The organism is Halolamina pelagica (genome assembly GCF_900115675.1).
Classification (GTDB): Archaea; Halobacteriota; Halobacteria; order Halobacteriales; family Haloferacaceae; genus Halolamina; species Halolamina pelagica.
On sequence record NZ_FOXI01000003.1, the window covers coordinates 280,544 to 306,599 of the forward strand.

Consider the following 26,056-nt stretch of genomic DNA (forward strand, 5'->3'; position numbering starts at 1 on the left):
CGGGCGACCCGGGACGCAATTCCGTCTATCCGTTTCCTGGGGAACGGGTGACCAACAGGAGTATTGTGCATTTGATGCAATGATGTTTTATCGCTCCAACGCGTAGCGTGATCCGTTCGATGACAGAACCCGAGCGTGGTGAGGCGACCAGCGACCAAGACTTCCCCGGCAGGTCCAATGGAATTCGATTCCGTAACCCGCCCGAGACGTTGTCGGCGGAAGAATCGCTCGTGCCGGTCGAATTTCGCGCTCGAGACGATCGTGGAGGCGGCCGAACGCATCAGGCGTCAGCGAGCACTCGATGCGGCCGAGTCCCCAGTCCATGCCGTCCCCGCGGATTCCGGACGAGCCGTTGGCCGGACGTAACTACGAGCGAGCACGGTTCGAAAGCGAGACGGAAGGACACTCCTGACGAACCGACTCGCGTGACAGTGGACGACGAGTGGCGTGGTTCCGGAGGCACAACCCGTGTCTGAGGAGGGAACGATCGACGTCGGGACAGTTACACGGGTGTGGTCCGTTGGCTGGCAGTGGCCCTGGGCCGCCATTCTCGTGGTAATGTTAGGCGGCAATTTCCTATTCGCGGCCGACCGGACTGTACTGGGAATCGGCGTGCTGGTCGCCGGTCTGGGAATAGCTGTCGCCGGGGTGCGGGCCGTGAACCGACACAGTGGGGATGCGTTCGCCGACGGAATCAGGAGCGTCCGTCGCGCCGTGGCGGATGAACTCGACCTGGACGATACGTCCACTATACACCCGCTAGCGGTCGGTTCCGACTCCGTGGTCGGCTTCGACTGTTCGAAGCGCTACGACCTCGCCGTCGTGACCCTCGGTGAGTCGGCGCTGACAGTCCACCACGACGGTTCGATGAACCTGCTCAGCAGGACCTGGACGGTGGGGGACCAGACGGAGCGGATTCCGTACGAAGACGTCAGGTCCGTCACGGAGGGGGACGGAACGCTCCGGATGGAACTCGTCGACGGGGAGACGAAGTCGCTTCCCGCGAGCAGTCGACCGGACGACCTTTTGACGGCCCTCGGTCGCCGACTCGAAGGCACCGACGCCGCCGAATAGGCGCGAGCGGTGACGCGTTCTCCGTGACAGACGTGAGCCGTCCGTGCCGATTCGAGAGCGGAAGTCGATTGCCGGTTTGGGAAGCCAGCGAACGTAGCACAGCCTACGATGGCTTAGATATTTTCCCACGTTCGTACCCTTTTCTCGCTGACACTCACGTATTCGTTCAGCGGTTATTCCCATACAGGGGCGTTTCCAATGTCCATTGGAGCGTTCGACGAAGAGGAGCACAAGCGGCGTGAGAAGGAGATCAGTTCCGTCGCTGCCGACTCGTCTACAGCCAATCGACCTTCCTGCGTTCCCGTGCCTGCGCCCTCTCAGTCGCTTCACCGCGGTAATGGTTCGGAAAACGTATCGAGATCGTTCCACCCGCCCCATCGAAGTGCGATCGTCTCGTCGACATCGGCGTTGGCCAGCTGCCCGGCCCATGTCCGCCGGAGACCGTGGAACGTCAGATACCGCCAACGATCCTCGCCAGTTCCATCGACCAACTTTCCTCGAGCTGCCTCGATCCAGTTCCGAAGCGCTCGCGTCGAACGGTCGACGAGGACCTCGCCGGCGTCGACGCCACCGAAACTCGCTGCGGCGTCGACGAGATCTGCGAGCGAATCAGGTATGGGAACCTCACGATACTTCTCGCCTTTCCCCTCGGGGACGACAAGCATTTGTCCCGCCTCACCACCGTCGACGACGTGATCGGGTGTGACTGCGACGATTTCGTGCCTCCGGAGCCCACACTCGGCGGCAAGTCGAAACGCGACCTTCCGCAGTGGGTCGTCGACGACCTCGAGCAGCGCATCGACCTCGTCACGACTCAGCCAGACCCGGCGGCCGTTCTGGTCCTTGTACTCTTCGGTCATCCTGGATAGCTTCCCCTTTGCCGACATCCCGGAAGAATCTCCGCCGAGAACGGTCGAAATTGACCCGGTTTTGGGGTGTCATCGGAGCTGATCGAGCGTTGAACTTCCGATTCTTCCCGGAAGCCGGTTGCGATGAGAAACCCCCACTTTTCCCAGCCTACAAGAGAATGAAACAGCCGCTAAGTGGGATTGCGTACGTCTCAAAACCCCATGTGATTTAACCGCTTTCCCCCGCTATGACCACTATGTCATCCCAGACAACGCTTGGATGGTCGCTTCTGTCATCAGGTATTGTGACAATTATCCTTACACTACTGCCCGGGGATGACCTTTGGTGGGGAATTGGCCTCTGTGTACTCGGTCTCACCGTCTTCTACAAGCGTCGTAATCGAGGCTTCTAACGAGTCAGTTGAGAGTGTCATAGAACTATTCACACGGTATAGTTTTCGGGCAACCTGTCTCGAATCTCCTGCTAAGTGGATCTGCGAATTTATCACTCGATTTTAACTGGCCGCTCCCGCCGTTTCCCTTATCCTCGTTCTCGCCCCATTCGAGTTCGAACTCGATACTCAATTCACCGGGCCCTTCCGATGGTCCTTCGCGCTCGGCTTTGACCTCAAACGCTTCAGTTTGAGTTTCGTTCCCGTGGCCACTCATATCAGGGAAACGGGGGAATATAAACTACTTAACCATTCCCGCGGTCTCGAAAAATGGTGCCGTCCTTGGATTAGTGCCCGTGGCCGAGCGCGCTGTTACACATCTCGTTGAGTTCCGTAATCTTCTCGCGGACGCTGTCGGGCATGTCCTGTGGCGGCTCCTCAAGCGCTGGTTGCCCGTGGGCTTCCGGTTCACCGACGATGATGCTTCCGATCATCCCGACGGTTTCGTGGGGCGTACAGTAGTAGTGGTAGACCCCTTCAGTTTCGAAGGTGTGTTCGAACGTCGCGCCTTCCTCAGAGAGGATGCTGCTGTCCCAGGAGGCGGCGCCGTCGGGGACGAGCTGCGGTTGATCGTTGTCTGGGTGGTAGGCCGTTGCAGAGTGGCTCCCACTTTCGTTGTGGAAGGTCACCGTCCCGCCGACCTTGACTCGCGCCACGTGCGGGGTGAAGTGGTACGTCCCGTCCTTCGTGATCATGTCCACCTGTGCCGTTTCCGTCGGCTCACCGATCTCCTCCTCATGGTGGCTGTCATCACCGTGACCCGCTTCTTCGTCGTTGTGTCCGCCCTCCGTTTCATCGTGCCCATCCGTCTCGCTGTGGCCCCCCTCCGTTTCGTCGTGGCTATCCGTCTCAGAGTGTGCCTCCGTCGCCGTGGGCTCCTCTTCAGTGTCCGCCTGGCTGGCCGAGCAGCCAGCCAGCCCAACGGCTGCCACGGTTCCAGTTATGCTGAGCAGGCGTCGCCGTGTGTGCAGGGAGTCGTTTGTCATGTCATCAGTCACCTTCTAATTCAGGATAGGGGGGCAGGGAGAATGGGTGGATTGCTGTTTTGCACGGGACGCAAAACGGTCCCCTCTTTAAGTAGATTGGAGTAATCATCATCTATTGCGAGGAACCGCCGTGTCCAAAAACGACCGCTCTGACGAACTGTTAGAGCTTCTCGGTAAAGAACGAGTCCGGCAGATTCTGGCCGCGACGAGTGATAAATCCAGGTCAGCGAAGGAACTCAGCACGGAGTGCGATGTTGCTCTATCGACCATTTATCGCCGAGTTGAGGACATGATTGCCAACGACTTGCTCGTTGAAGGGACACGGATCGAAGCAGATGGGAGCCACCACAGCGTCTACGAGGCGAACATCGACCATCTCGACGTAGATATCGACGATGGAACCATAGACGTCAGCATTCACGTGCGTGAGGACGCCGCTCAGCGGTTCTCACGCATCTGGAGCGACATCCGGGAGAGTTGATTCAACCATGCACATCGAACTCGTCATCGCGAAACTCATCACGGTCGGATTAGGGCTGCTGATAACGTACAAGGCCTACAAGGGGTATCGAACGTACGGCAGCGAGCCGATGCTGTACGTCGCTATCGGGTTCCTGTTCATCAGTATCGGATCTGTCATTGAGGGTGTCCTGTTCGATGTGTTGGGCTTGTCGATATTCCTCTCTGGAACTATCCAGACTGCTATCGTCGCATTCGGGATGCTCATCATTCTGTACTCGCTGTACGGTCAACTGCCACAACAAGCGAACGAAGGGGAGTCTCCATGACTGGCCACTGGGAACTTGCATTGATCGCTGTTCGCGTCCTGCTCCTTGGCGTCGGTCTCGCGACCACCGCAATCAGTTTCCGGGCCTACCGGCAGCAACAGACCCGATACCTCCGCGACGCCACGCTCGGATTCGGATTCATCACAGTCGGCGTCCTCATCGAAGGATTTCTCTACCAGTTCACCGAACTGACGCTCACCCAAGTTCACGTTGCCGAATCCGTGGCTCTCGTCTTCGGACTCGGTATCCTTCTTCGATCGTTCCTCGATTAACTAGACAAGCGGCGGTTACGATGGGCAGGTACCGTTGATGCCGACGCACGACGAATGATTCCAACGTACTAACTACAGCTTTCGAATGAAGGACGCGATTCGTGTTCTCTACTGGGCTACTGAACGCCGTCATCGAGAGGCATCGATCGAGTATCAAATTCCAGCAGTACACTGCCTTGTGGACGAAATTATCGAGGATGCCCTACTCGTCGAACGGTTCCGTTTGAATTAGTGTTCGTGGCACCGACGCGTCTATACTCTCGTTCACCGATCCGGGAACGAAAGAGAAACTGCGGGAAGAAGATTTTGTAATTCGAACCGCATTAGATCCTCTGAAACGCCCGAATTCGACTATCGGCTTTTCCCGCTGCTCCACCTTGTTCAAGCTTATCAGCGACGCTTCGGAGATACGATGCGATTTCTTCTCGGGTCTGGTTACTCTCTGATTTGAACAGGACTTCTTCAGGCATACTGAACAATACGCTTCCTCCACCGATAAGTGAATCCCTGCACTTACCGCTGGCCGACTTTCTACTCTCAGTTACTCACGCATAGCTCCTCGAGGATGGCGCGGCCAGGATGATCGTGATGATGCTGGCGCTGACGATCTCGATACAGCTCATCGACTCGAACCCACTCCTCGGCGTCTTTTCCCACCATCGACACCGACAAACAGGGACGATACCCCACTCTACTGGCGAGATTCTGGCCTTTCATTAGGATCAGGACTGACACTGAGATGCGACCCCGCCAACTACGCGCGCACTATAGACCCCCGTAGCGATCGAGCCAGCCGCGGTCCGTGTCGGAGAGCCCGCAGCGGGCGCCGCCGAACTCCACGGGCCAGCGCTTCCAACTCGGCGTGTGGATCAGCCCTTGGCCAGGATCGAAGCCCTTGATGACCTCGGCGCCACTCTTCCCGTCACGCCCCACGTCGTCGATGTTGATGCTCTCTTTCAGCGTCTTGATGCCCTCGTCCTCGTTCGAGAGGACGTTCTTGTGTTCGTCGGCGGCCTGCCAGATGAGCTGCATCCAGAGGTCCATGATCACGTAATGCAGCGCGCCGTGGCCGTCGTCGAGGAAGTTGCAGTTGAGCGCAGCCACCCGATCCTGCGCTTTCAGCACCTCCGCCATGTCGATGTTCGTGTCGGCACCCACGTCCTCGATCAGGCCGTCGCCGGCGTACTGGGCCAGCGTGTTGGCCGCTCGCTGGAGAGTCTCGTCTTCCTCGATCCGGTAGCTAATGTCCCGGAGGCTGTCGTCGTCGGGTTTCTCCATCGTGACCGTCGCCTCCATCTCGCCGGCCATCTCCTGGAGCTCCTCGACGAGCTGATCGACCGTTCCGGTCCCCGATTGAGCGGCCTCGAGCACGCGGTTGATCCGGCGCTCGGTCGAGCCGTTGGCGGGTGTCTTCCCTGCCAGTCGAAGGATGATCTCCGGCGTGAGCGTGTCGACGCCGATCGTGAACGACCGGAAGTTCGATGGCAGCCGATCGGGCACGCCCGGTATCGCGGGGACGTACACCCGCGTGTCGTAGGCCTTCGGCTCCTGGCTCAACCGTTCGAGGCTCCGTCGGATCGCGTCCTCGTCGTTGGGGATCGCGATCATCGGGAGCTCGTTGCGGCCGTCGTCGAGGATGCTCACCCACTTGTAGCCGTGCTGGTCTTTGAGGTTGCCACAAATGCGGGCGTTCGTCGAGTCCTTTCCCTGCCGCGGCGACGCCGTCGTGAGGATGTGGTCGCAGGCTTCGTGCGGGATGGCTGCGCTCATGTACTCGATGCTCGCGGTGGAGTCCTTCCGCATCCGCTTCCGGCCGATCGGGAGCACTTCGTCCTCGTCGACCAGCGAACTGAACCCCTTCTTGTCGATGTGCTCGAGCGTGATCGGCGCGTAGTCGGTCTTGTCCGTCGCCGCCGAGATGTAGCCCTGTGCCTTCGCGACTTCGAGCAGGACCGGGTACTCGTCCTCTGGATCGGGACGGCGCCCGCGGGTGCGGAGGCGGTGAATACGCGTGAACTGGCTGGCCGCCCAGTTCGGGAGCTCGTCGCCCCGAAGGACGTCCGTTCGATCGGGATCGAGCCAGAGCATCCAGTGGGCCCGCGAGAGCAGCTTCTCTGGATCGTCGTCACTCTGACCGACCAGCGCGGCCTCGGCGTCGCTGACGAGCGACCGGACCTCGGCCTCGATCTCGAGGTTCTCCTGGTAGAGCTGGTGTTCGACGCGCTCCTTCAGTAGGTTCTCGGCAGCGGTCGCTGTATCGGTTCGATCGCGGGTCTGAATGGCGTCGTAGCTGTTGCTCATGGATTTTCGTTGACTTCGATCTCCGAGTTGTTCGAATCGCGATTCTCAATCAGCCTGCGGCTCGTGGCCCAGCTTTCGTTTTGCTAAGTGTAATTGGGGATTCATCGGAGGTTTCTGGAGTAATATATGATATCTTATTATATTTGATTACTGACTAGTCGAATACATCAATGGATGTTGATTCGTAGCGAGTCTGCGGATATCTGAGGAGAGTTTAGTGATTATTTATATCAGGAGACTGTCGGCCACCTTGCATGACAGAGAAGACCGACATGTCGAGACGGCTATTCTTAGGTAGTGCTATCACTACAAGTACTATTCTTGCAGGTTGCTCCGGTAGTGGGGGAACGAACACACCTACAGAGACAGCAACGGACACAGCTACTGAGACGGACACTCCTACCCCGACTGAAACGGAAACAGAAACCGAGACTCCTACGGAAGAGCCAACGACGGTTGAGAATTTCCCATACCCTGATGGCGCCAGTCAGGACGGGATTACCCCGACACAGCTTTTCAGTACTCACCGTTCGTCGATAATCAATGGAGGTTCCGCTACTGTCTCTATTGAACAAGCTACCGATCGCGACGATTACACCTCATCCGTCGTGTTCACTAACACGTACAGCTCTAGCGGGATTCTCCGGGTTGAGGAAGGAAGTAACCTGACAGAACGACTCTGGTCGCCGGCTAACAAAGGTGTCGGGTATGTTGAGATGGACACCGGATTCGAACAACGATATCGAATCGACAACCACGCACCTAGCCCACAACAGATTCTTCGTCTTCCAGACGTCGAACAACTTCTCGCAGGGGGCCAGTGGAGCGAAGCAAAATCAATCGCGGAGGATGCTCCTGTCGAGGCAGTCGTATACGAAGCATCTGGAGTTGAGAGCGAAGAGAATCTGCTACGGTTGCTTCCCGGAGACAAAGTGTCTGCGTTTGATGCAACGATCTCTGTGACAGAAGCCGGCTACCTCAACGACCTTACCTATGATATTACCATCGAACGGGATGATCGGACTGTGCAACAGCGGGCAACGGTCACTACTGGAAAGGTAGGTGAGTCGACTGTTGAGGAACCGTCGTGGGCTACGACCGCTCAGGAGAACGGCGCCCAATTCAACGTCGGTGTTACTGACGATAACAAGGCTGTCAGGATGGAATTAGTGAATGGCGAAGTGCCGAGTGATACCACCGTCAACCTCTCTTCGAACCAATTCGGCAGTGCCACTCTCGGTCAGTCCCTCTCTGCAGGGGATTCGTTGTACGCCTCCTTTTCCCAAAACGGTAACGTGCTGCTTGGGATCAATGAAGTACCGAATGGGTCGACCGACCTAGGAAACTTCGTATTCGTTGACCTTCGGGATGGGCAGTTCTCCCTCCTTGAGCAGGATATTTCTACGTAGACCCACCTGCGGATTTCCGTGATTGAGTTGTCCTAAAGGGAGAAATGAGAACGAATCTACGCGTCACGCGACTTTGATTTTGTCCGGCGATTACTATTCGTTATTCGGACGTCGGAACCCGCGAGCCGATTCGTCCGGCTCGACGGCCGGGAGGTCGTAGCGGTCGGGTATCTGCCGGATCGGGAAGCGATCGGAGAAGCTGGCCCGGAGTTTCGCCACGTCCGGCGGCAGCGTCTCCGTCCGGGCGCGGACGGCCGTCACCTCGCGCTCCGCGTCGGGCGCGCTGATGGTGAACTCGTGTTCGACGAGCGTGTTCGGCACGAGCTCGTCGTAGCACTCGGCGACGAGGTCCGGGTCATAGCCCATCCCCACGTACCGGAGCCCTCATCCAGACATGCCGTCGATCGTGCTCGACGACGCGCTGGGCCAGGACCTCCTTCGGGAGCATCCCGTCCTCGGAGTCGAGCACTTCGTTCACGAGCTGGTCCATCACCTGCGGCTTCTCCATGTTCTCCCGCCAGCCGGCGAAGTTCTGGATGTAGCGGTCGAGGCACCAGGCGTAGTGTTCCTCGATCGCTGGTGAGGGGTGGTAACCGTAGGCGCGTTCGAGCGCCCGGGTCGCGAGCGTGTCGATCAGTTCTTCGCGGTCCGTCGACGCGTAGGTGCGACCGGCGAGAAAGCCCATATGGCAGGTCATTCCCCGGCGTCGACGGTCTTCACCAACACCGCGATCTCCTCCCACGTCTCGCCGCCGCGATCCTGCCGGAGACTCCGTAGGCGCCGCTGGCGGAGCCACTGGTCACCGCGATAGACGCCGACGCCGACCAGCAGCGCACCGGCCAGCAGCGACGGGTAAAGCCACCACTGCACCCAGAACCGAACGAGGATGAGCTCGAGGACGAACACGATCGCCGTCGGCACCAACAGCTTCCAGATCACGTCGTCCGTCCGGAGTCCGGTCGCGAGATCCACCGCCAGAGCTTGAACCGCTCGGCGTTGCTGGCGTCGTCTGCGTCGTCGTCAGCCTCTGACTCCGGGTCGCCGTCCGTCGGGGCGGGGAGGTTCATCGCCCCTGATCCGTTGCCGGCCTCGACGTCGTCGACGTCCGCGTCGCCACGATCGTCGCCGCCGAAGGAGATCCGATCGTCGTTCCCGTTGAACGCCTCCCGGATCCGCTCCCGGGCGGTCTCGGTGTCGTCGTCGCCGAAGATGATCGCCCGGTTGGTGCCGTCGGTCGTACGGATCTCGTCGGCCATCTGTCCGACCGTCTGTGGGTCATGGCCAGTCTCGCGAGCAGCCCTCGCAATTCGAGCCTTCCTGATCCCCCAGATGGACCCACGACCGAACACGAGCGCGGCGAAAACGTAGCCCCAGCCTTACGTTGCCCACTCGAGAATGGCGGAAAGGAGCGGCGCACTGGAAGCGGAGACGTCCATTTCGGCCTGCGTCATGAAGAAGACGCCCGCCCCAGCGACGGCGGCGAGGATGAACACCACTGCCAAAAACGAGGGGGGAGAGGGATGGACTTCCAACCGCCTCTGACAAGTGTGCTGGAAGTCAAGAGAGTATAATAAGTGTAGGTACCAGTAGGTGTTGCTTGGTAGGCAAGGAGATTCAAGAGGTAGAGAAAATAACTCGCTCGTCTGGTCCGCTCCCGCCAGCCACGAGTGAACCGGAAACGGTGTAGACGTGATCGAAACCCGCCCCTCCCACTCCTTCGGAATCGGCTCGTCCGAACGCGCACTCGTCGCGTCCCCCTTGCTAACAATCGTCGAGAATCAACTGAGGAAGTCGATACCGGTGATTTCGAACCGTGCACCGCCGGTTTGCGCGTCCGTAGCGACGATGTCCCAGCCGTGGGCGTTGACGATGGTCCGGACGACCGAGAGCCCGTACCCGTGACCGTCCTCCCTCGTGGTGAACCCGTGATCGAAGACCTCCCCTCTGTGTTCGCTGGTGATCCCCGGTCCGTCGTCCTCGACATAGAACCCGGTTTCGAGCGGGCCGACACGAACTCCCACGTCGTCCCCCCCGTGCTCCACGGCGTTTCGGAAGAGGTTCTCGAACAACTCACGGAGCCTGTCGGGATCACTGCTTACCGCTCCGACGGTCTCGTAGTCGAGGGTCGCGCGGGAGTCGGTGGGGAGGCTCTGCCAGGCCGTTTCGATGACGTTCCCGATGTCAGTCGGCTCCGGGTCGCTGACGACGTTGCCCTGTCGTGCCACACGGAGCAGATCCTCGACGAGCCGTGCCATCCTGTCGGTCGTCTCGCTGATCGTCTCGAGATGCTCCCCGTCGCCGGTCTCCTGGTACAGAGCCAGGTTCCCCTCGATAACGTTCAACGGGTTTCGGAGGTCGTGCGCGAGGATGTCGGTGAACTCCTTGAGGCGGTCGTTCTGTCGTTCCAGCATCCGCTCGTACTCCTTCGTCGTCGTCGTGTCCCGACTGATCGCCGCGTATCCGTGACCCGGCTCGTTCCACAGGGGCGACAACGTCAGCGTTCCCCAAAAGACGGATTCGTCCGCCCGTCGGTGCCAGTGTTCGAACTCCATCGTCTCCGCCTTCGGCCCTTCGAAGAACTCCTCGGAGAGCGAGTCGGACTCCCCACCCTCCTCGTCGGCGAACAACACTCCCACGTGCTGGTCGAGGACCTCCTCCGCCTCGTGTCCGTAGAGCGCTTTCGCCGGGGCAGGCCACGTGACGATATTTCCGCCGGGATCGAGCATGAAGATCGCGTGGGTAGAAGCGTTTTCAATGAGCTGACGAGCGACAGTTCCTCCCGATCCGGACCGATCGTTCGGCGAACCTGAAGAACCGAGAGTGTCCGTCATACGCGGATATCCGCCCCCGTTCTAGAACCCTTTCGGGATGGTCTACCAGGGGGTTGAAACTAGCCCCGCCGGTGCGGGTATCCGAGCGTCAATCCGCCAGCTCGACAACCATGATCTCCATATCCGACGCCGTCCCGTCGGTACGATACTCCCACGTACCTCGCGGGTCGATGTCGTTTTCGAGAGCGGAGAGAAGCACCCGGCTGAGCGCCTCCTCGAAGTCTTCTGTACTCGACATCTCGCCGTCGGAAGTGAAGTCGATTGTCATGGTGGGAGCCACACTCGACTGCGGAACGACGCTACTGGGACTGTGTGATCCGTCACACAAACAGTGGAGGCCGCAGTCGTGTGCCTCCACACGATAGAGTACGCCCCCGCACGGGAAACACTACCGAAAAGCATGGCACACCATGTCCAGAAATAGCCGGGAAGACAGGCTCTACCAAGTCTTTAACGGAGGTGCGACAGAACAAACGACTATCTAATGAGTGTCATCGTCGAGCTAACTATTCCATCTGCGGCGTTCGAGCTAGGACGGATCCTCCGGGTCAAAGGAGCGACCCAACTCACACTCGAAACGATGGTGCCGCTGGGCGGGAAGCCCACACCGTTCGTTCGGATCCGGAACGACGCACGGGAGACGTTCGAGCGCTCCGTCCGCGAACACCCGTCGGTGAACGAGATCAACCTCGTCAATACACACGACGACGAATCGTTGTACGCACTGAATTGGGAGCCGTCCGATAGCTCGCTGTTACGACGGATTCTTGATCTTGACGCGGCGCTGCTGGGCGCAACCGCAACTGCCGACACGTGGGGGCTCGAACTCAGGTTCCCGACACACGCGGCGCTCTCGACGTTCCAGGACTACTATCTCGAGGAGGACATCGAAGTGTCCATCGAGCGCATCTACAATCTCACGAAACCCGATGCCGGCCCCTGGTACGGATTGACGGGCCCCCAGCGTGAAACGCTCACCTACGCCGTGGAGACCGGCTACTATTCGCTCCCGCGCCAGATCTCGACTCAGGAGCTCGCAAGTACGTTCGACATCTCGGATCAGGCCGTAACCGAACGCCTCCGGCGCGGGATCTCCACCCTGGTACTGAACACGCTGTTGATCGACGAGAAGGAGGACTGACGCCGACGTCCTCTGCCGGACGGATGGTGAGAGAACGATCCCCCGCGAAACCGTCGACGAGTAGCTATCTACACATCCTATAACTAACTTGTTAGGAGGCCCCCCTGATTACCCGTGAAACGGAGGTGTTCGACCAGGGAGTATCGGCTTACGTGGCGGTTCCGACCGAGCAATCGCCGAAGTGGTGGTGCATTCCCGTCCGTGTTCCGTCGTTCGGACCATCGTCAACGCCCACGGCTGGGACACGTTCGCTACGGACGCGCAAACCGGCGGAGCACGGTTCGAATCGCCGGTACCAACGTTCAAGATCGGTTCGCAAATCGGTCCGTGGTACGAGCGTGCTGGGGGCGGGCTGGAAAGCCCCCACAAAAGCACGGGAGATCCGGTTTACGACTGGTGATGCTGTCGTCGTATAAACTTCCTTACTGACCATCCCCACTCCCCATCTGTTAGCATAACGATAACAATCTCGTGATTACTTTTCAGGAGTACGGTCTCCCGGATCGGGCCCTGGGTGACACTGAAAGCATCGGGAGCGGGCGGGTAGCCCTCCCGCATAACGAAGGCGATTACGGCACGCTCGCAGGGAGTATATTTCACGTTAAGACACGCTTCGCGGTCACCCTGGGTTCATGACTGAGCAACTGGTGTCGTATCTCGAACGGCGTGCTGGAAGCTACCTCCGTACAGTCGCCGTCTACGACGAGGAATCCTGGGAGATCGTGTACCTGCGTGACGACCTCGACAGACGGAGTGCCCGGCAGCAGACGGAGAAGATTTACGGGGGCGTCAAAACGGGACTCGGCCCGAGCGGGCTTTCCGACGAGATCGGCGAGCGGTACGCGACACTCCAAGTGCGCGACGACGCAGTGCTCCTGAACATGCCGTGGAACGGATCGGAAGGCGCGTTCGTGGACCTGGAACCGGGGGCTGCCAGCCAATTGACGGGGTTCATCGACGAGTGCTTGAAACATGGCTATCGTGGCACCGTCTCCCTTCCCCGGTCGCCGAACACTGATTAGTCCGTCCGTTCTGCTGTCCGGACTTCCGCCACTTCCCGGTCAGCCACCCCGCCGAAACGGCGCTTAGGGGAACAGCGAACGCAGGGGCGGATTACCTGTCGCGGTCGACGAAGGATTTCGCGAGTTCAGCGGTTGCGCGGCGAAGCCGGTACGAGACCGTCGACCGGGGGAGGTCGAGGTCGGTGGCGAGTTCGTCGAGGGTGACCTCGCGTGGCGTCTCGAAGTAGCCACGGTCCACCGCTGCCCTGAGAACCTCCTGCTGTTCGGCACGGATCTCGTTCGGGTGGAGGAGGCGGCTCTCCCACTGATCGACCTCCCGCAAGTGGTTGAACGAGAACGTGGCGCAGTCCGTGAGCCGCCCGCCTACCGCGTCGTAGAGGAGGCCAACGTTCTCGTCGTCCTGGACGAGGATGTCCCACGTCGCGCTCCGGCCGCTCCGGGTCTGTCTGAACAGCGCCCCCGCCGAGAAGAAAGTCGCCGCAATAAGCGGGACCGCGTCACAGCGTGTCACGTCGGAGAGATAGGTGAACGTCGTTCGCTGTCGCCGCTTTTCCTCCAGCAGGCTCGTCCGTCGGTCCCCGTCACAACGCCGATCCGTGATCGAGTATCGCTCGATCGAGTCGTCGAGCAGCCGGTCGTCGATCGCGGCCAGCACCTCGGGATCTCCGGTCAGTAGCTCCAGCGCCCACATCTCCGAGGGATCGAGACACGCATAGAGGGTTTCCGATCGGAGCGATCCGTGCTCGATGAAGAGGTCCGAGTACTCACGACAGCCGGGTTCGTACCTGAGCGTGAAACTGAACTCGTACATGTCGTCGGTCGAGTGTCGCCGTCGAGGTCGGATCACCGACGGTTCGGTTCCCGTGGTGCCCGAGTACGCTTTCGGCCGGTATCACCGTTCCGCCCCCGACAACTGGCTGCCGACCCGGAGGGCCCGGATTCCGCCCGTACCCTCATCGGGACGTCACTGTGGGAGCGCTGTCAGTCATCCATCGCTACCTGTCCCCCGTCGCACTCGTCCGACGGTCGGTCGACGGCAACCGAGAAACCCCCGTCCTCGACGGCGATCGCCACGCGCTCGATGTTTCGCTCGTAGACGCTGCACCGTCCGTATCCCGGCTTGAGGATGACTCGTTCTTCGATCAGTTCTGCACGGGTGAGTACGTCGAGCTTCCGGTACACCGTCGAGCTCGGGATGTCGCAATCGTCGGCCAACTCAGCGGCGGCTGTCGGCTCCGTGAGCGTGGACAGGATCCTTCGGCTGGTTTCGTCGCTGAGCGCGTCGAGGAGTCTATCGACGGGATACGACTCGTCGGATTCGACGTCACGGCTACTCATGATTCGGCGAGTTGACGTACGTCGACCCTCCCCTCGTGCGGTTCCGGTACGCTGTTCCGTCGATACCCCCGTCCCGGTTCAGAAGCCGTCTCACCCCTGGAGTTAGGGCACCCGTGAACTAATCGGCCGGGTTGTCGTAGGACAACTTCATTGCGCCGGCGTTCCTGTGCTGTCGGGCCTTGTCACGGACCAAGCGAAACCACCCGGCGCGAGGCCGGGTCGACGCGGATTCCGTGCCGCTGATGGCCCCGGCGACCCGGTCGGTGTGACTGTCGGGCTTCGAGACGGGGACCGCCTCCGTCGAGATGAGGGACTGGTTCCGACTCGATTCGTGCCGTGTCGGACGGTCGGCGACCGGGATCCGGACTGAGCACGCTGTCAGATCGTCGACGTACCGACCATCCGAGGTAGTCGAGTGACCATCGAGGCTCGACTCGTCCGGATCCCGGACCTGACCGAGCCGCTGAACGCGCGGAGATGTCGGCAGAAACGTTCTCGAAAACCGATGGACGCGTTCGGGAACCCGCGTAATCGGGAAACGGGAGTTAGTCGTCGGCGACGGTGCTCTCAGCGGTAGCCGCACAGCGGTTCGGGCCGAGTTCGAGTTCGGTCTCCTCGTCGGCGTCGGCGGGTTCGTACTCGCCGGCGTTGGTCGCGATGACCTGTTCGTAGTTCGGCGGCTTCGAGGGGAGGTTCTCGAACATGTGCTCGACGAACTCGTCCTCGGGTAGCCGAAGGATCTCGTTGTTCTCCCAGAGGTAGCCGACCGTGGAGAACATCGGCTGGCCCGGCGTCACGTCGACGTACTCGCCGTCGTCCGTGACCGAGAAGTGGCCGGGCAGGATCTTCACGTCGTTCGGCTCGGTCATGATCGTCCGGTGGAGTGTCTCGTACTGGATGCGGGCGCCGTCTCGAGCGTCCGCGTCGGCGAACTGGAGCTCGGTGCGGCCGATGGACTCGACGAACAGGGTGTCGCCCGTGAGCAGGGCCTCGTCGTCGACGAGGTAGGAGGTCATGCCCGTCGTGTGTCCGGGCGTGTGGACCGCCTTGATCTCCACGTCGCCGAGTTCGACGGTGTCGTTCGGCTCGATGGGGTCGAACTCGAACTCGGGCTCCCGCGTCTCGGCGGGTGCGCCGAGGTGGTACGGCACGCCCAGTCGGTCGGCGAGACGCCGGCCGCCCGAGATGTGGTCCGCGTGAATGTGGGTGTCGAGGATCTTGGTGACTTCCAGCCCCCGCTTCGCGGCGGCGTCGAGGAACTCGTCGGTCGCACGGGTCACGTCGACGAGCGCGGCCTCGCCGGCCCGCTTCGAGCCGACGAGGTAGCCGAGACAGCCCTTCGACCGCCGCTGGAGCTGGACGACGACGAGGTCGTCGTTCTCGGTGGCGATGGGCACCTCGTCGTACACCATGCTCCACGCTTCCATGCCGCCCTCGACGGATTTGGCCTCGTCCGCGTAGCCCTCCTCTTCGAGGTACGCGGCGAACTTGCCGGCGGAACTCCCCGTGGCACAGATCGTCACGACGGTGTCGTCGTCGCCGATTACGTCGGGGTCGAAGTCGCCGACGAGTTCGTCGTCGTCGCCGGAGTACTCCACGTTTCGCGCCTCGGCGATATGCCAGTCCTCGAAACTGTCGGGCGATCGTGTGTCGAAGAGGACGAACTCCTCGTCCGCGTCGATCATGTCGCGCAACTGTTCTGCCGTGATTGTCTCGACCATCGTCGGTGTATTGCACGATAAGCACACGTATAACCGTTCGAGCGGTGAGGATAATGTGTCACAAGCACGATCGGGCTCCGTCACCACCGAAAATATCTCCGCTACTCTCGTGTCGTGAGCCGCCCCGAGACACCACAATCACCTTTATCCGCGTGCGTAGTGCGCAGTCACCAGTTCAACAACGTCTTTATTACTCCGTGGCGCAATATTGTTCATCAAATGAAATTCTCCGATGCCGAGGACGTGCTCGAGGACCTGCCGCCCAGCTCCAAGTTCATCTACAAGGAGTTGACTCGGGAGGGGTCGATGACCCTGAAGGGGATCACTGAAAGGACCCTATTGGGGTCGCGGACGGCCCGGTACGGGTTGGAGAAACTCCAGGAGGCGGGGCTAGTCGAGAGTGCGCCCGCCATTCACGACGGCCGACAGACCTGTTACAGCATCCGGACCCGGTCGATGGGCGACGACCGGACGGGATACCCCGAACGGCTACTCGTAAGCCCGGACGCCGTCCGGGACATGCTGTCGGCGTTCGAGGACGACGACCCCGAGTTTCGCCTCGTCGAAGTGTCGGGGACGTACGACGAAGGTCACATCCCGGGTGCGGTGGAACTCGACCCGCAACGAGACTTCAGCGACGCCGGTGGCCGAACCGTTCCCGACGGGGAACGCCTCGCCTCGATCCTCGGCGAGCGGGGCATCGCGGGCGACAGCACGGTCGTCCTCTATAGCGACGGGGTCAACGAGTTCGCCGCGTTCGTCTACTGGGTGCTGAAACACTACCGGCACCGCGACGTTCGCCTCCTCGACGGCGGGAAGCAGTACTGGACGGCGAACGACTACCGGACGACCGGGCGGGAGCCGGAGGTCACCCCCGTCGAGTACGACGTCCAGCCCCCGAACGATCAGATCCGGGCGTACCGTGACGACGTCCAGGACGCGCTCTCGACGGACGTCACGCTCGTCGACGTCCGGTCGCCCGAGGAGTACCGTGGGGAGACGAGCGTCCCCGCTCGAGCGTCCGGACACATCCCGCGGACGGTCAACGTCGAGTGGACGAGCGTCGTCCAGGAGAGCGGTCGGTTCGAGCACCGGGAGGCGCTCGAACACCCCTTCGTCGAGGCCGGCGTCGACGGGGACGAGGAGATCATCCTCTACTGTAACGTCGGCGAACGGTCCGCACTCGTGTGGTTCGCGCTCTCGGAACTCCTCGGCTACCCGCACGTCCGGAACTACGACGGCTCCTGGAGCGAGTGGGGGAACCTGGTCGACGCTCCCGTCGAGTCCCCCGAGCAGGACCGGAACTGAGCCCGGTCGCGGACGGGCGGCTCCCGGAAGTTTTTGTGGCTATCCACCGGATCGACCGCCGGATCGCGAGATATTGTCTTTTCCGAAGGAGACAGACGTTCTTACGGTGTATCTGGAGCCGGTATGGATCACATAGTGGTGCTCGGTGCGGGAGTCGGGGGCGCGATGAGCGCGAACATGCTCGATCGCCGCCTCGACGACGACACACGGATCACCGTCGTCGACAAGAGTACGGAACACGCGTATCAACCGTCGTTCTACCTGTTGCCGTTCGGGTACATGGAACCGGAAGACCAGTTCCGTGACGTCCGGGAGATCATGCGCCCGGGCGTCGAGTTCATCGAGGACGAGGTAACCGGCGTCGATCCCGACGCGAAGACCGTCGACCTGGCGGAGGAGAGCCTCTCCTACGACTACCTGATCGCCGGCCTGGGCAACCGACTCGCCGCCGAGTCGACGCCGGGGATGATGGACGGGTGGAAGGAAACCGACTCGGTCTTCCCGTTCTACTACTACGAGGCGGCGATGGAGATGCGGGAGGAACTGGCAGCGTTCGACGGCGGCACGTTCGTCGTCACCGTCCCGGACACGCCGTTCAAGTGCGGGGGCGCGCCGCTGAAGATGACGATGCTCGCCGAGGACTACTTCCGGCGGCAGGGGATCCGCGACGACGTCGACGTGGTGATGACCAAGCCCGGCGACGCCGTCTTCGGCGTCTCCCCGTACCGCGAGAAACTGGAGGAGATCTGGGCGGACCGGGACATCGAGTTCCGCGGCGGCTTCACCGTCGAGGAGGTCGACTACGAGGCCCAGGAGATCCACTCGGAGGAGGGTGAAACCCAGGAGTACGACTTCTACGCGCCCGTCCCGCCGCAGTACGGCCAGCCGGCGCTGACCGAGGGCTCGCCGCTGACCGAGGGCGACGACGAACACGGCGGCGAGTACGTCACCGTCGACGAGAACACGATGCAACACACCGAGTACCCCGACGTCTTCGGGATCGGTGACGCCGGCGACACGCCGAACGCGAAGACCGCGGCCGCGGCCCGGAAGCAGGCCCACGTCGTCGTCGACAACCTCGTCGCCCACATGAACGACGGTCGGATGACCGCCGCCTACCACGGCTACGCCGCCTGCCCCCTGCTGACGAAGAAGGGGAAGGCGATGATCGCCGAGTTCGACTACGAGGACAGCATCTCGGCGCCGGTCGAGAGCCGGGCGAACTGGATACTGGACGTCAACGTCCTCCCGAGCGTCTACTGGAACGCGTGGCTCCGCGGGTACGACCCCCTCCCCTAACAATGGCGAGCGATGACCACACTGCCGACACGACGGTGTCCCTCGAGGACGACAGCGAACTCGCACGCGTCGTCGAGGAGAACGACGCGGAACTGGCCGAGCTGCTCCGGCTCCTGCTGACGGCGGAGGACCTCGCTGGCGACCTCACGCCAGAGCTCCGTGAGGCCGTCCACGAGAACCGGGAGCCCCTCGCCGAGCTCCGGGTGGCCTTCGAGCGGGAGGAGACGCTGACGCTCCTCAGAAAAGTCGGCGACGAGACCGACACGCTCGTCGAACTCCTCGACGTCCTCGCGGTGTCGAAGGACCTCACGGACGACCTCGTTCCCGAACTGCTCGTGGCCGTCCGGGAGAACCGGGAGACGGTCGAGCGACTCCGCGGATCGCTCGAGGACGAGGCGACGCTGATCCTCCTCGAGCGCCTCGGGGACAACGCCGACACGCTGGCGGAGCTGCTCGACCTCCTCGACGCGACGCACGACCTCGCGACCGAGCTCGTACCGGAGTTGCAGGCGGTCGCACGGGACAACCGGGACGTGATCCGGGAGTTCCGGATGGCCGTCGCGGGGTTTACGGACGTGCACGGCGAGCGAGACGTCGACATGTACCAGCTCGGCCGGAACGCCGGCAACATGGTTGCGACCGTGGAGACGCTCGGCGACCCGAAGGTCACCGCCGCCCTCGACGCCACCGTCGAGGGGTTCGCGCGAGAGGACCCCGAACCGGTCGGCGTCCTCGGGCTCGTTCGGGCGCTCTTCGACGCCGACGTACGGCGCGCGCTGGGGCGGCTGGTCGCGGCCGCGCGGGCTCTGGGGCGGGCCGACCTCGGCGAGGACTGAGCCACGCCCCATCGGTTTACGAAAACAGTGTCGCGTTTCGGGAAACCATCTTTCGGAAGCGAGAAAACAGCTCGTAGGCTCGTCGTTTAACGCCGGCAGCCCCGAAGACTAGCCGTGATGAGCGAGCGATCGGAGACGGCGGCCGACGGCGTCACGGCACCGGGAATCGGCGACGAGTTCCCCGACCTCACGGTCGAGACAAGCCGCGGCGAGGTGTCCCTCCCGGACGACTACGAGGGGTCGTGGCTGGTGCTCTTCAGCCACCCGGGAGACTTCACGCCGGTGTGTACCTCCGAGTTCGTCGCCTTCGAACAGCGCCGGGAGGAGTTCGAGAAACTCGACGCCGAACTGCTCGGCCTGTCAGTGGACCGCGTCCACTCACACATCAAGTGGACCGAGTGGATCGGCGAGAACCTCGGGGTCGACATCAGTTTCCCGATCATCGCCGACGATCAGGGTACCGTCGCCCGATCGCTCGGGATGATCCACCCGGGCGCGGGCACCGCGACGGTCCGGAGCGTCTTCGTGGTCGATCCGTCGGGGACCGTCAGACTGGTGTTGACGTACCCGATGGAGATCGGGCGGAACATCGACGAGATCCTTCGATCGCTGCGTGCCCTCCAACGGAGTGACCAGGAGGAAGGCGTCGCCGTCCCCGCCGACTGGCCCGAGAACGAGGCCTTCGGTGACCGCGTTCTCCTCTCCCCGCCCGGGACCGTCGACGAGGCAGAGGCACGGACGGCCGAGGCCGAGGCGACGGAGGGAATGGAAGCGTACGACTGGTGGTTCGTGACCCGGTCGGAATAAGCCGCCTCTCGGGGGGGCCGGCGTGCCGGTAATTTATCTGTCGCCCTTCCCGAGTGACACGAGTAGGCATGGGTACGACCAACGAGGCCGGTGGGACGAACAGAACCGGCGAGACGCCCGAATCGGCGTCGGCGACGGTGGAAGACGGATCGGCCAGCGTCACCGAGGAGGGGTCGGAGCTCGAACGCTCGATCGGCCTCGTCGGCGGGCTCTCCATCGGTATCGGGACGATGATCGGCGCGGGCATCTTCGTGTTCCCGGGGCTCGCGGCCGGGCGCGCGGGACCGGCGGCCGCGGGCTCGTTCGCCATCGGCGCGGTCATCGCGCTGCTGGTCGCGCTGCCCGCCTCCGAACTCGCGACGGCGATGCCGAAATCCGGCGGGGGGTACTACTACATCTCGCGTGCGCTCGGGACGCTGCCGGGCGCCGTGGTCGGCATCAGCATCTGGCTGGGGCTGGTGTTCGCGACCGCGTTCTACCTCGTCAGCTTCGGCAACTACGCCGCCGCGCTGCTCTCGGAGGGCGGCGTGAACCTCGCCGGGCTCCCGATCGTCGACGCGCTGGCGCTGGTGTTCGGCGTCGCCCTCACCGCGCTCAACCTCGTGGGGACCGAGAACGCGGCGAAACTCCAGAACTACGTCGTCGGGCTGCTGTTGACCATCCTCGTGCTGTTCCTGAGCTACGGCAGCCTCGACGTGTTGGGGGTGTTCGGCACGGAGAGCACGCCCGAGCAGTTCATGCCGTTCGGGCCGATGCCGATGTTCACGACCGCGGCGCTGGTGTTCACCTCCTACCTCGGCTTCGCGCAGGTGGCGACGGTCGCCGGCGACATCAAGAACCCCGGTCGGAACCTGCCGCTGGCGATGGTCGGCTCGGTCCTGACCGTGGCCGTGCTCTACGTGGCCACCATCTTCGTCGCGACCAGCGCGTTCGGGAGCGGTCCCCTCGCGGGGTTCGGCGAGACGGCGATCGTCGAGGTGGCGCGGGCCTTCTTCGGCGACGCCGGCGCGTTGGCCATCCTGCTCGGCGGGCTGCTCGCGACGGTGTCGAGCGCGAACGCGTCGATCCTCTCCACCTCGCGGGCTGTGTTCGCGGTGAGCAAGGACGCGCTACTGCCGACGGTCGCGAGCCGCGTGAACCTCCAGTACGGCACGCCCCACGTCGCGCTGTCGATGGCCGGTGGGCCCGTGCTGGTGCTGATCGCCCTCGGCGAGGTCGAAGTGCTCGCGGAGGTGGCCTCGTTCCTCCACCTGATCATGTACGGGCTGATGTGCGTGGCGCTGATCGTGATGCGTCGCGACGAGCCCGAGTGGTACGATCCGGACTTCCGGGTTCCGGCCCATCGACTCGTCGCCGGCGTCGGCGCCCTCGCGAGTTTCGGGCTCATCGCGTTCATGCAACGCGAATCGCAGATCGTTGGCGTCGCCATCATGCTCGGCGCCGCCGGGTGGTACAAGTACTACGCGGCCGACGTCAAACTCAAGGGGGTGCTGTAAATGTCCGAGAACGAATACATGCCGGACCTGACCGTCGAGGGGGAACCACTCGCGATCCGAGAGCCGCCGAAAGTGCTCGTCCCGATCGAAGTGCTCGAAGGCGAGTCGATCTCGGAGTCGCTCGTCGAGTTCCTCGCCCCCGCCGAGGTGGTGCTGCTTGGCTACCACGTCCTGCCCGACCAGACGTCGACCGAACAGGCGAGCCTGCAGTTCGAGGACCGGGCACGGTCAGCCATCGACGAGATCGCCACCGCGTTCCGCGAGCTGGGCGGTGAGGTCGAGACCCGCGTCGCGTTCACTCACGACCGCGACGCGACCGTCGACCGTGTCGCCGCCGATGCGGCGGCGACGGCCGTTCTGCTCCCCAACCCCGTCGGCGATGTCGAGGAGGTCGTCGTGCCGATCCGTGGCGCGATCGACGGCGACCGGCTGGCCGACCTCGTGGCGACGCTGCTCGTCGGTCGCGGCGGGTCAGTGACGCTCTGGGGGCTCGACATCGACGAGTTCGATACGCAGGCGGCCGTCGACCGTGTTCGTGAGACCCTCACCGGTCGCGGCCTCGCCGCGGAGCGTATCCGGACCGAGGTCACCGACGTCGACTCTCCCGTCCGGGCGGTCGTCGACCGCTCGGGCGAGTTCGACGTGATCGTGATGGGCGAGGGCGGCCCCGGGCTGCTCTCCTCGCTGTTCGGCGACCCCTCCGAGCGCGTCGCCGAGGGCGCCGTCGCGCCGGTGCTCGTCGTGCGGGACCGGTAGGAGTCAGGAGAGGACCCGACTCCGGTGTGTCCGGACCATGTGGACCAGTGCCGAGAGACCGAAGGCGGCGCCGACGAGCAGGCCGGCGACGCTCGGCGACAGGGGGGCGAACGGAGGGAGTTCGACGGTGACCGCGATCAGGAACGCGAACGACAGCAGCGAGAGCCCGAGGAAGTAGTCGCTCCAGGGCAGGTCGTTCCCGCTGACGACCTCGAGGTACGCGTCGAGCGTCTCCCCCTCCTCGGTGAGCCGGACCTCCCCCCGGTTCTGCTCGTACTCGACGACCCCGTACTCGTCCATCTTCGGCAGGTGGGACTGGTACAGCGAGGTGTACACTCGTTTTCGCTGCTTGTAGGTCACGGCGGCCTCCTCGACGCCGTTCTCCCACGCCGCGATCTCCGAGGCGAGTTCGCGCACCGTCGCTTCGTCCTCCTCGTTCCGCAGGTAGTACAGCACGAGCCGTCGCCGCCGGTTCGAGAGCAGTTCGAACACGCGATCCCGCGAGAACGACTGTGTCGGCGTCTCCGGACAGTGTTCGGAGCTCGTTGGCAGTTCGGCTGTGCGATCGGCCGCCTCCTCAACCTGTGTGAGTTGTGCCATCCTCCTACTCGCCGTACCACCGTGTGACGGCCGGTGGACCCAGCGTTATCACCCGACAGACCCGACTGCGAAGGGACGCTGTCGGAGCGCCGGTGCGACCGTTCGAATCTTGTATAGTATGATTCACATGATGCCGTATCGTGTTCTTTGTTATCAATTGCACTGAATTTCACCCTGATATTGTTTTTGATGATTCGGGTGAAACAGTGCTTTAGCGACGGACTGTTGTCGAAAAAACGTATCAAGGCACCAATACTTATCTACTCGTGGCCATAGGCTACAGTATCGGTGTGGTTCGACCATGGACATCCAGGACCCGGTTGAGGACGCGGTCGAACTCCTGCAGCAGTTAGGACTGAAGGAGTACGAGGCGAGATGTTTCGTCGCGCTCTCGCAGATTTCGGCCGGGACTGCAAAGGAGGTCGCGGCGATCGCCGACGTCCCCAAAACCCGGGTGTACGACTCCGTTCGCGTACTCGAGGCGCGCGGGCTCGCGGAGGTCCAACACGCGAGCCCGCGGCGGTTTCGGGCAGTCAGGACCGACGAGGCGGTGTCGACGCTCCGGTCCCAGTACGAGAACCGGATCGACCGGCTGACGGAAGCGCTCGATCGAAGCCGGGACGGGCGGCCCGACCCGGTCTCGGAGGCACAGGAGGTCTGGTCGCTCGTCGGGAAGGAGGCCATCCGGAGCCGCGTCGATCGGATGATCGCCGACGCCGACGACCGGGTCGTCGTGATCGCCGGCCACGAGGACCGCGTGACCGAGGACTTCCTGAGCCCCCTCGGCGGTGTCGACGGCCCGGACGTCGTGGTCAGGGTCCCGACGGACCGCGCCGAGCGTCGTGTCCGCGAGCACGCGCCCCGCGTGGAGGTGTCGGTCTCGGCGTTCGACTGGGCTGGCGCCGGCGCCGACGCGGACGGCGCGGCTATCGGGACGCTGCTACTCGCCGACGGCTCCTGCGTACTGGTCAGTACTGTCCTCCCACGGGGGGAGGAGCGGGCGGTGATCGGCACCGCCCGCCACAACGGGCTGGTCGTGCTCGTGCGCCGACTGATCGAACTCTCGATCGACCGGTAGGCGGCCGATAACTACGGCGACTACGCCCCCGGGCATGGGTATGAACTCGGTGAGCCGCATCGAGCAGGCGACCGGCGTCGCATCGCTCAAAGACCCCGAGTACACCGGCCCGAACCGCTGCTGGCCGTGCACGCTGTCGAACCTCGGTATCGCGGCCGTGTTGACCGCAGGGGTCGGCGCGGCGGCGACACGGTGGGTTCCGGCCACGGGCGTGGCGGGCCCCGCGGCGGCCACGGTCGCCGCCGTCTCGCTGGCCGTGATCTACCTCCGTGGCTACCTCGTCCCGGGGACGCCGAGGCTGACCCGCCGGTACTTCCCGGCGTGGCTGCTGGACTGGTTCGGGAAGGAGCCCGAGCGTCCGCCTGCGGCCGTCGACCCCCGGGAAACACTGGTGTCGATGGGCGTGCTCGTCGACGATCCCGCTGCCGACGACGTGATGCTTGACTCCGCGTTCGCGGCCGCGTGGCGCGAGCGCATCGACGCCCACTGGAACGACGAAGACGCGGTCCGCGCGACCATCGGCGACTTCGCCGGCGTCCCCCCCGGAAGCATCGAGTTCGAGTCCTACCCCGGGATGCTGGTGGCGTACGACGGCCCGGAACGGATCGCGTCCTGGGAGTCCCGGCCGGCCTGCGTGGCCGACGCCGCGGCGGCGGCGACGCTCCCGGCGTTCGATCCGGAGTGGGAGCGGCGCCCGCTGGCGGTGCGGGCGGAGCTCCTCGGCGCGCTCCGGCTGTTCGTGGAGGAGTGTCCGGCATGCGGGGGGCAGGTGTCGCTCCGGACCGAGGTGGTCGAGTCCTGCTGTTCGAGCCGCGACGTTGTCGCCGCGACTTGCGACTCCTGTGGCGCCAGACTGTTCGAGGTCGACGCCCCGCCGGACCTCCTCGCGGCGGAGTGAGTCGGCTCAGCGCCGACCGAGCGGCCGTCGTAGGCGGTCGACCCATCCCCGGAACGTTTCCACGAGGTACCACCGCGCCCCCCAGAGCTGGGCGGTGACGGAGGCCGCGAGCACGAAGAGCGACCCGCTCGCCCAGAGCAGCGGGTCCACGGCCGAGACGAGCGGGACCCCGGCGAGCGAGGTCACCACCAGCGTCAGCGTCACCGCCGCCAGCGCCCGGTAGTACTCGTCCCACGTGATCCCGTACGGCGTCGCCACCGACATGTAAACGTTCACGTCGCGGGCGCGTGGCTGGAGCGACACTTCGGCGGTCTCGCGATCGTACCGCACCACGCCCAGTTCCTCCAGCTTCGGCAGGTGGGTCTGGTGGAGCGAGCTGTACACGCTCTCCCGAAGCGCCCGGGGTGGCGGCGAGGTGCCGGCCTCGGCGGCGGCGACGGCCTCCGAGAGTTCGTGGAGCTCGATCGTCGTCGGGTACACGCCATCGCTCAATTGTTGGATCGTCGCCCGTCGGCGCCGGTTCGCCAGTACTTCGTAGATCTCTGACTCCGGTAGCGTGTTCCGTCTGAGCTGCATGGCTGGGATACTCCGAGGGTTTGCTCGGACCACCGTGGTTATGAGTCACGTACCACGTTGTCGCCGACGTGGAGGGGAGGAACCGACCCGATCGTGTTGCCGGGTGCGGTTTTTCGCCCGCAGAGTGTGGTATAATGACACGGTAGTGATTCACACGAAACTCGTACGCACGTCCTTCTCGTCCGGGCGCGGCCCGTAACTGCAGCTTACTCGATCGAA

Annotated in this window: 29 protein-coding genes and 2 pseudogenes; 15 read left to right on the forward strand and 16 right to left on the reverse strand. The window is 63.1% G+C overall.

Annotated features, from left to right (window positions below; all coding sequences use genetic code 11):
- Positions 1–468: 468 nt before the first annotated feature.
- Positions 469–1,074 carry a hypothetical protein gene (locus BMZ83_RS06100; protein ID WP_143076904.1) on the forward strand — a complete coding sequence of 202 codons (606 nt, stop codon included), beginning with the start codon at positions 469–471 and terminating at the stop codon, positions 1,072–1,074.
- A gap of 326 nt (positions 1,075–1,400) precedes the next feature.
- On the opposite strand, the gene BMZ83_RS06105 is transcribed toward BMZ83_RS06100, so the two are convergent.
- The 3 genes and pseudogenes from BMZ83_RS06105 to BMZ83_RS06115 all read right to left on the reverse strand — a co-directional run bounded on the left by BMZ83_RS06105 (position 1,401) and on the right by BMZ83_RS06115 (position 3,360).
- Positions 1,401–1,961, reverse strand: coding sequence for a tyrosine-type recombinase/integrase (locus BMZ83_RS06105; RefSeq protein ID WP_079990119.1), 561 nt, complete (start codon positions 1,959–1,961; stop codon positions 1,401–1,403).
- Positions 1,962–2,435: 474 nt separating this feature from the next.
- Positions 2,436–2,555 (reverse strand): annotated as a pseudogene (locus tag BMZ83_RS06110) (amphi-Trp domain-containing protein); the annotation flags it as partial.
- A 106-nt stretch (positions 2,556–2,661) separates the two neighbouring features.
- Positions 2,662–3,360 carry a cupredoxin domain-containing protein gene (locus BMZ83_RS06115; RefSeq protein WP_074876695.1) on the reverse strand — a complete coding sequence of 233 codons (699 nt, stop codon included), beginning with the start codon at positions 3,358–3,360 and terminating at the stop codon, positions 2,662–2,664.
- Between the two features lie 130 nt (positions 3,361–3,490).
- On the opposite strand from BMZ83_RS06115, the gene BMZ83_RS06120 reads away from it, so the two are divergent.
- From BMZ83_RS06120 to BMZ83_RS06130, 3 genes are read left to right on the forward strand one after another with little or no spacing between them, the layout of a single operon-like run.
- Positions 3,491–3,841, forward strand: coding sequence for an ArsR/SmtB family transcription factor (locus BMZ83_RS06120; protein ID WP_014052469.1), 351 nt, complete (start codon positions 3,491–3,493; stop codon positions 3,839–3,841).
- A 7-nt stretch (positions 3,842–3,848) separates the two neighbouring features.
- Positions 3,849–4,148 (forward strand): DUF7521 family protein, encoded by a 300-nt coding sequence (locus tag BMZ83_RS06125; RefSeq protein ID WP_074876697.1) that lies wholly within the window; start codon positions 3,849–3,851, stop codon positions 4,146–4,148.
- A complete protein-coding gene (locus tag BMZ83_RS06130) occupies positions 4,145–4,420 on the forward strand; it encodes a DUF7521 family protein (RefSeq protein ID WP_074876699.1) in 276 nt (91 codons plus the stop codon). The genes BMZ83_RS06125 and BMZ83_RS06130 overlap by 4 nt, the downstream gene beginning before the upstream one ends.
- Positions 4,421–4,794: 374 nt before the next feature.
- Here the strand turns inward: BMZ83_RS06130 and BMZ83_RS17195 are convergent.
- A pseudogene (locus BMZ83_RS17195) lies at positions 4,795–4,890 on the reverse strand (amphi-Trp domain-containing protein); the annotation flags it as partial.
- Between the two features lie 295 nt (positions 4,891–5,185).
- On the reverse strand, positions 5,186–6,721 hold the full coding sequence (locus BMZ83_RS06140; RefSeq protein WP_074876701.1) for a hypothetical protein: 1,536 nt from the start codon (positions 6,719–6,721) through the stop codon (positions 5,186–5,188).
- 254 nt (positions 6,722–6,975) lie between these two features.
- Between BMZ83_RS06140 and BMZ83_RS16250 the strand changes: the two genes are divergently transcribed.
- Positions 6,976–8,130: a hypothetical protein gene (locus tag BMZ83_RS16250; RefSeq protein ID WP_143076905.1), complete on the forward strand. Its 1,155-nt coding sequence runs from the start codon at positions 6,976–6,978 to the stop codon at positions 8,128–8,130.
- A gap of 93 nt (positions 8,131–8,223) precedes the next feature.
- Here BMZ83_RS16250 and BMZ83_RS06150 read toward each other — a convergent pair whose 3' ends face one another.
- From BMZ83_RS06150 to BMZ83_RS06175, 6 genes are all read right to left on the reverse strand, one after another.
- Entirely contained in the window at positions 8,224–8,496 is a 273-nt protein-coding gene (locus tag BMZ83_RS06150) for a hypothetical protein (protein ID WP_074876706.1), read from the reverse strand.
- A complete protein-coding gene (locus BMZ83_RS06155) occupies positions 8,486–8,815 on the reverse strand; it encodes a hypothetical protein (protein WP_074876708.1) in 330 nt (109 codons plus the stop codon). The genes BMZ83_RS06150 and BMZ83_RS06155 overlap by 11 nt, the downstream gene beginning before the upstream one ends.
- Before the next feature lie 8 nt (positions 8,816–8,823).
- Entirely contained in the window at positions 8,824–9,102 is a 279-nt protein-coding gene (locus BMZ83_RS06160) for a hypothetical protein (RefSeq protein WP_074876710.1), read from the reverse strand.
- Positions 9,066–9,386: a hypothetical protein gene (locus tag BMZ83_RS06165; protein WP_074876712.1), complete on the reverse strand. Its 321-nt coding sequence runs from the start codon at positions 9,384–9,386 to the stop codon at positions 9,066–9,068. Before BMZ83_RS06165 ends, BMZ83_RS06160 begins: the two co-directional genes overlap by 37 nt.
- A 522-nt stretch (positions 9,387–9,908) precedes the next feature.
- A complete protein-coding gene (locus BMZ83_RS06170) occupies positions 9,909–10,961 on the reverse strand; it encodes a two-component system sensor histidine kinase NtrB (RefSeq protein ID WP_074876714.1) in 1,053 nt (350 codons plus the stop codon).
- 88 nt (positions 10,962–11,049) lie between these two features.
- Positions 11,050–11,229 carry a hypothetical protein gene (locus BMZ83_RS06175; RefSeq protein ID WP_074876716.1) on the reverse strand — a complete coding sequence of 60 codons (180 nt, stop codon included), beginning with the start codon at positions 11,227–11,229 and terminating at the stop codon, positions 11,050–11,052.
- A 216-nt stretch (positions 11,230–11,445) separates the two neighbouring features.
- Between BMZ83_RS06175 and BMZ83_RS06180 the strand changes: the two genes are divergently transcribed.
- Positions 11,446–12,102 (forward strand): helix-turn-helix domain-containing protein, encoded by a 657-nt coding sequence (locus BMZ83_RS06180; protein ID WP_074876718.1) that lies wholly within the window; start codon positions 11,446–11,448, stop codon positions 12,100–12,102.
- 632 nt (positions 12,103–12,734) lie between these two features.
- Positions 12,735–13,124 (forward strand): hypothetical protein, encoded by a 390-nt coding sequence (locus tag BMZ83_RS06185; protein WP_074876720.1) that lies wholly within the window; start codon positions 12,735–12,737, stop codon positions 13,122–13,124.
- 91 nt (positions 13,125–13,215) lie between these two features.
- Here the strand turns inward: BMZ83_RS06185 and BMZ83_RS06190 are convergent, their stop codons facing one another.
- The 3 genes from BMZ83_RS06190 to BMZ83_RS06200 all read right to left on the reverse strand — a co-directional run bounded on the left by BMZ83_RS06190 (position 13,216) and on the right by BMZ83_RS06200 (position 16,183).
- Complete coding sequence (locus BMZ83_RS06190; protein ID WP_074876722.1) at positions 13,216–13,935, reverse strand: helix-turn-helix domain-containing protein; 720 nt, start codon at positions 13,933–13,935, stop codon at positions 13,216–13,218.
- A 170-nt stretch (positions 13,936–14,105) separates the two neighbouring features.
- Complete coding sequence (locus BMZ83_RS06195) at positions 14,106–14,462, reverse strand: ArsR/SmtB family transcription factor (RefSeq protein ID WP_074876724.1); 357 nt, start codon at positions 14,460–14,462, stop codon at positions 14,106–14,108.
- A gap of 545 nt (positions 14,463–15,007) precedes the next feature.
- Positions 15,008–16,183, reverse strand: a complete 1,176-nt coding sequence (locus BMZ83_RS06200; protein WP_074876726.1) for an MBL fold metallo-hydrolase — start codon at positions 16,181–16,183, stop codon at positions 15,008–15,010.
- A gap of 219 nt (positions 16,184–16,402) precedes the next feature.
- Here BMZ83_RS06200 and BMZ83_RS06205 point away from each other — a divergent pair, with 219 nt between their 5' ends.
- The 6 genes from BMZ83_RS06205 to BMZ83_RS06230 all read left to right on the forward strand — a co-directional run bounded on the left by BMZ83_RS06205 (position 16,403) and on the right by BMZ83_RS06230 (position 22,685).
- On the forward strand, positions 16,403–17,491 hold the full coding sequence (locus BMZ83_RS06205; protein WP_074876728.1) for a rhodanese-like domain-containing protein: 1,089 nt from the start codon (positions 16,403–16,405) through the stop codon (positions 17,489–17,491).
- Positions 17,492–17,614: 123 nt separating this feature from the next.
- Positions 17,615–18,790 carry an NAD(P)/FAD-dependent oxidoreductase gene (locus tag BMZ83_RS06210; protein WP_074876730.1) on the forward strand — a complete coding sequence of 392 codons (1,176 nt, stop codon included), beginning with the start codon at positions 17,615–17,617 and terminating at the stop codon, positions 18,788–18,790.
- Positions 18,791–18,792: 2 nt separating this feature from the next.
- The gene (locus BMZ83_RS06215; protein WP_074876734.1) at positions 18,793–19,626 is read left to right on the forward strand and encodes a DUF1641 domain-containing protein; all 834 of its coding nucleotides are present in this window, start codon (positions 18,793–18,795) and stop codon (positions 19,624–19,626) included.
- Between the two features lie 117 nt (positions 19,627–19,743).
- The gene (locus BMZ83_RS06220) at positions 19,744–20,433 is read left to right on the forward strand and encodes a peroxiredoxin (protein ID WP_074876736.1); all 690 of its coding nucleotides are present in this window, start codon (positions 19,744–19,746) and stop codon (positions 20,431–20,433) included.
- A 68-nt stretch (positions 20,434–20,501) separates the two neighbouring features.
- A complete protein-coding gene (locus BMZ83_RS06225) occupies positions 20,502–21,929 on the forward strand; it encodes an APC family permease (RefSeq protein WP_074876738.1) in 1,428 nt (475 codons plus the stop codon).
- Positions 21,930–22,685: a universal stress protein gene (locus tag BMZ83_RS06230; RefSeq protein WP_079990120.1), complete on the forward strand. Its 756-nt coding sequence runs from the start codon at positions 21,930–21,932 to the stop codon at positions 22,683–22,685.
- A 3-nt stretch (positions 22,686–22,688) separates the two neighbouring features.
- On the opposite strand, the gene BMZ83_RS06235 is transcribed toward BMZ83_RS06230, so the two are convergent.
- Positions 22,689–23,285, reverse strand: coding sequence for a DUF7344 domain-containing protein (locus BMZ83_RS06235; RefSeq protein WP_074876739.1), 597 nt, complete (start codon positions 23,283–23,285; stop codon positions 22,689–22,691).
- Positions 23,286–23,586: 301 nt separating this feature from the next.
- Here BMZ83_RS06235 and BMZ83_RS06240 point away from each other — a divergent pair, with 301 nt between their 5' ends.
- Both BMZ83_RS06240 and BMZ83_RS06245 read left to right on the forward strand, forming a co-directional pair.
- Positions 23,587–24,363, forward strand: coding sequence for a TrmB family transcriptional regulator (locus BMZ83_RS06240; protein WP_074876741.1), 777 nt, complete (start codon positions 23,587–23,589; stop codon positions 24,361–24,363).
- 40 nt (positions 24,364–24,403) lie between these two features.
- The gene (locus BMZ83_RS06245; RefSeq protein WP_074876854.1) at positions 24,404–25,261 is read left to right on the forward strand and encodes a hypothetical protein; all 858 of its coding nucleotides are present in this window, start codon (positions 24,404–24,406) and stop codon (positions 25,259–25,261) included.
- 6 nt (positions 25,262–25,267) lie between these two features.
- Here the strand turns inward: BMZ83_RS06245 and BMZ83_RS06250 are convergent, their stop codons facing one another.
- Positions 25,268–25,837, reverse strand: coding sequence for a DUF7344 domain-containing protein (locus tag BMZ83_RS06250; protein WP_074876743.1), 570 nt, complete (start codon positions 25,835–25,837; stop codon positions 25,268–25,270).
- Positions 25,838–26,056: the final 219 nt, after the last annotated feature.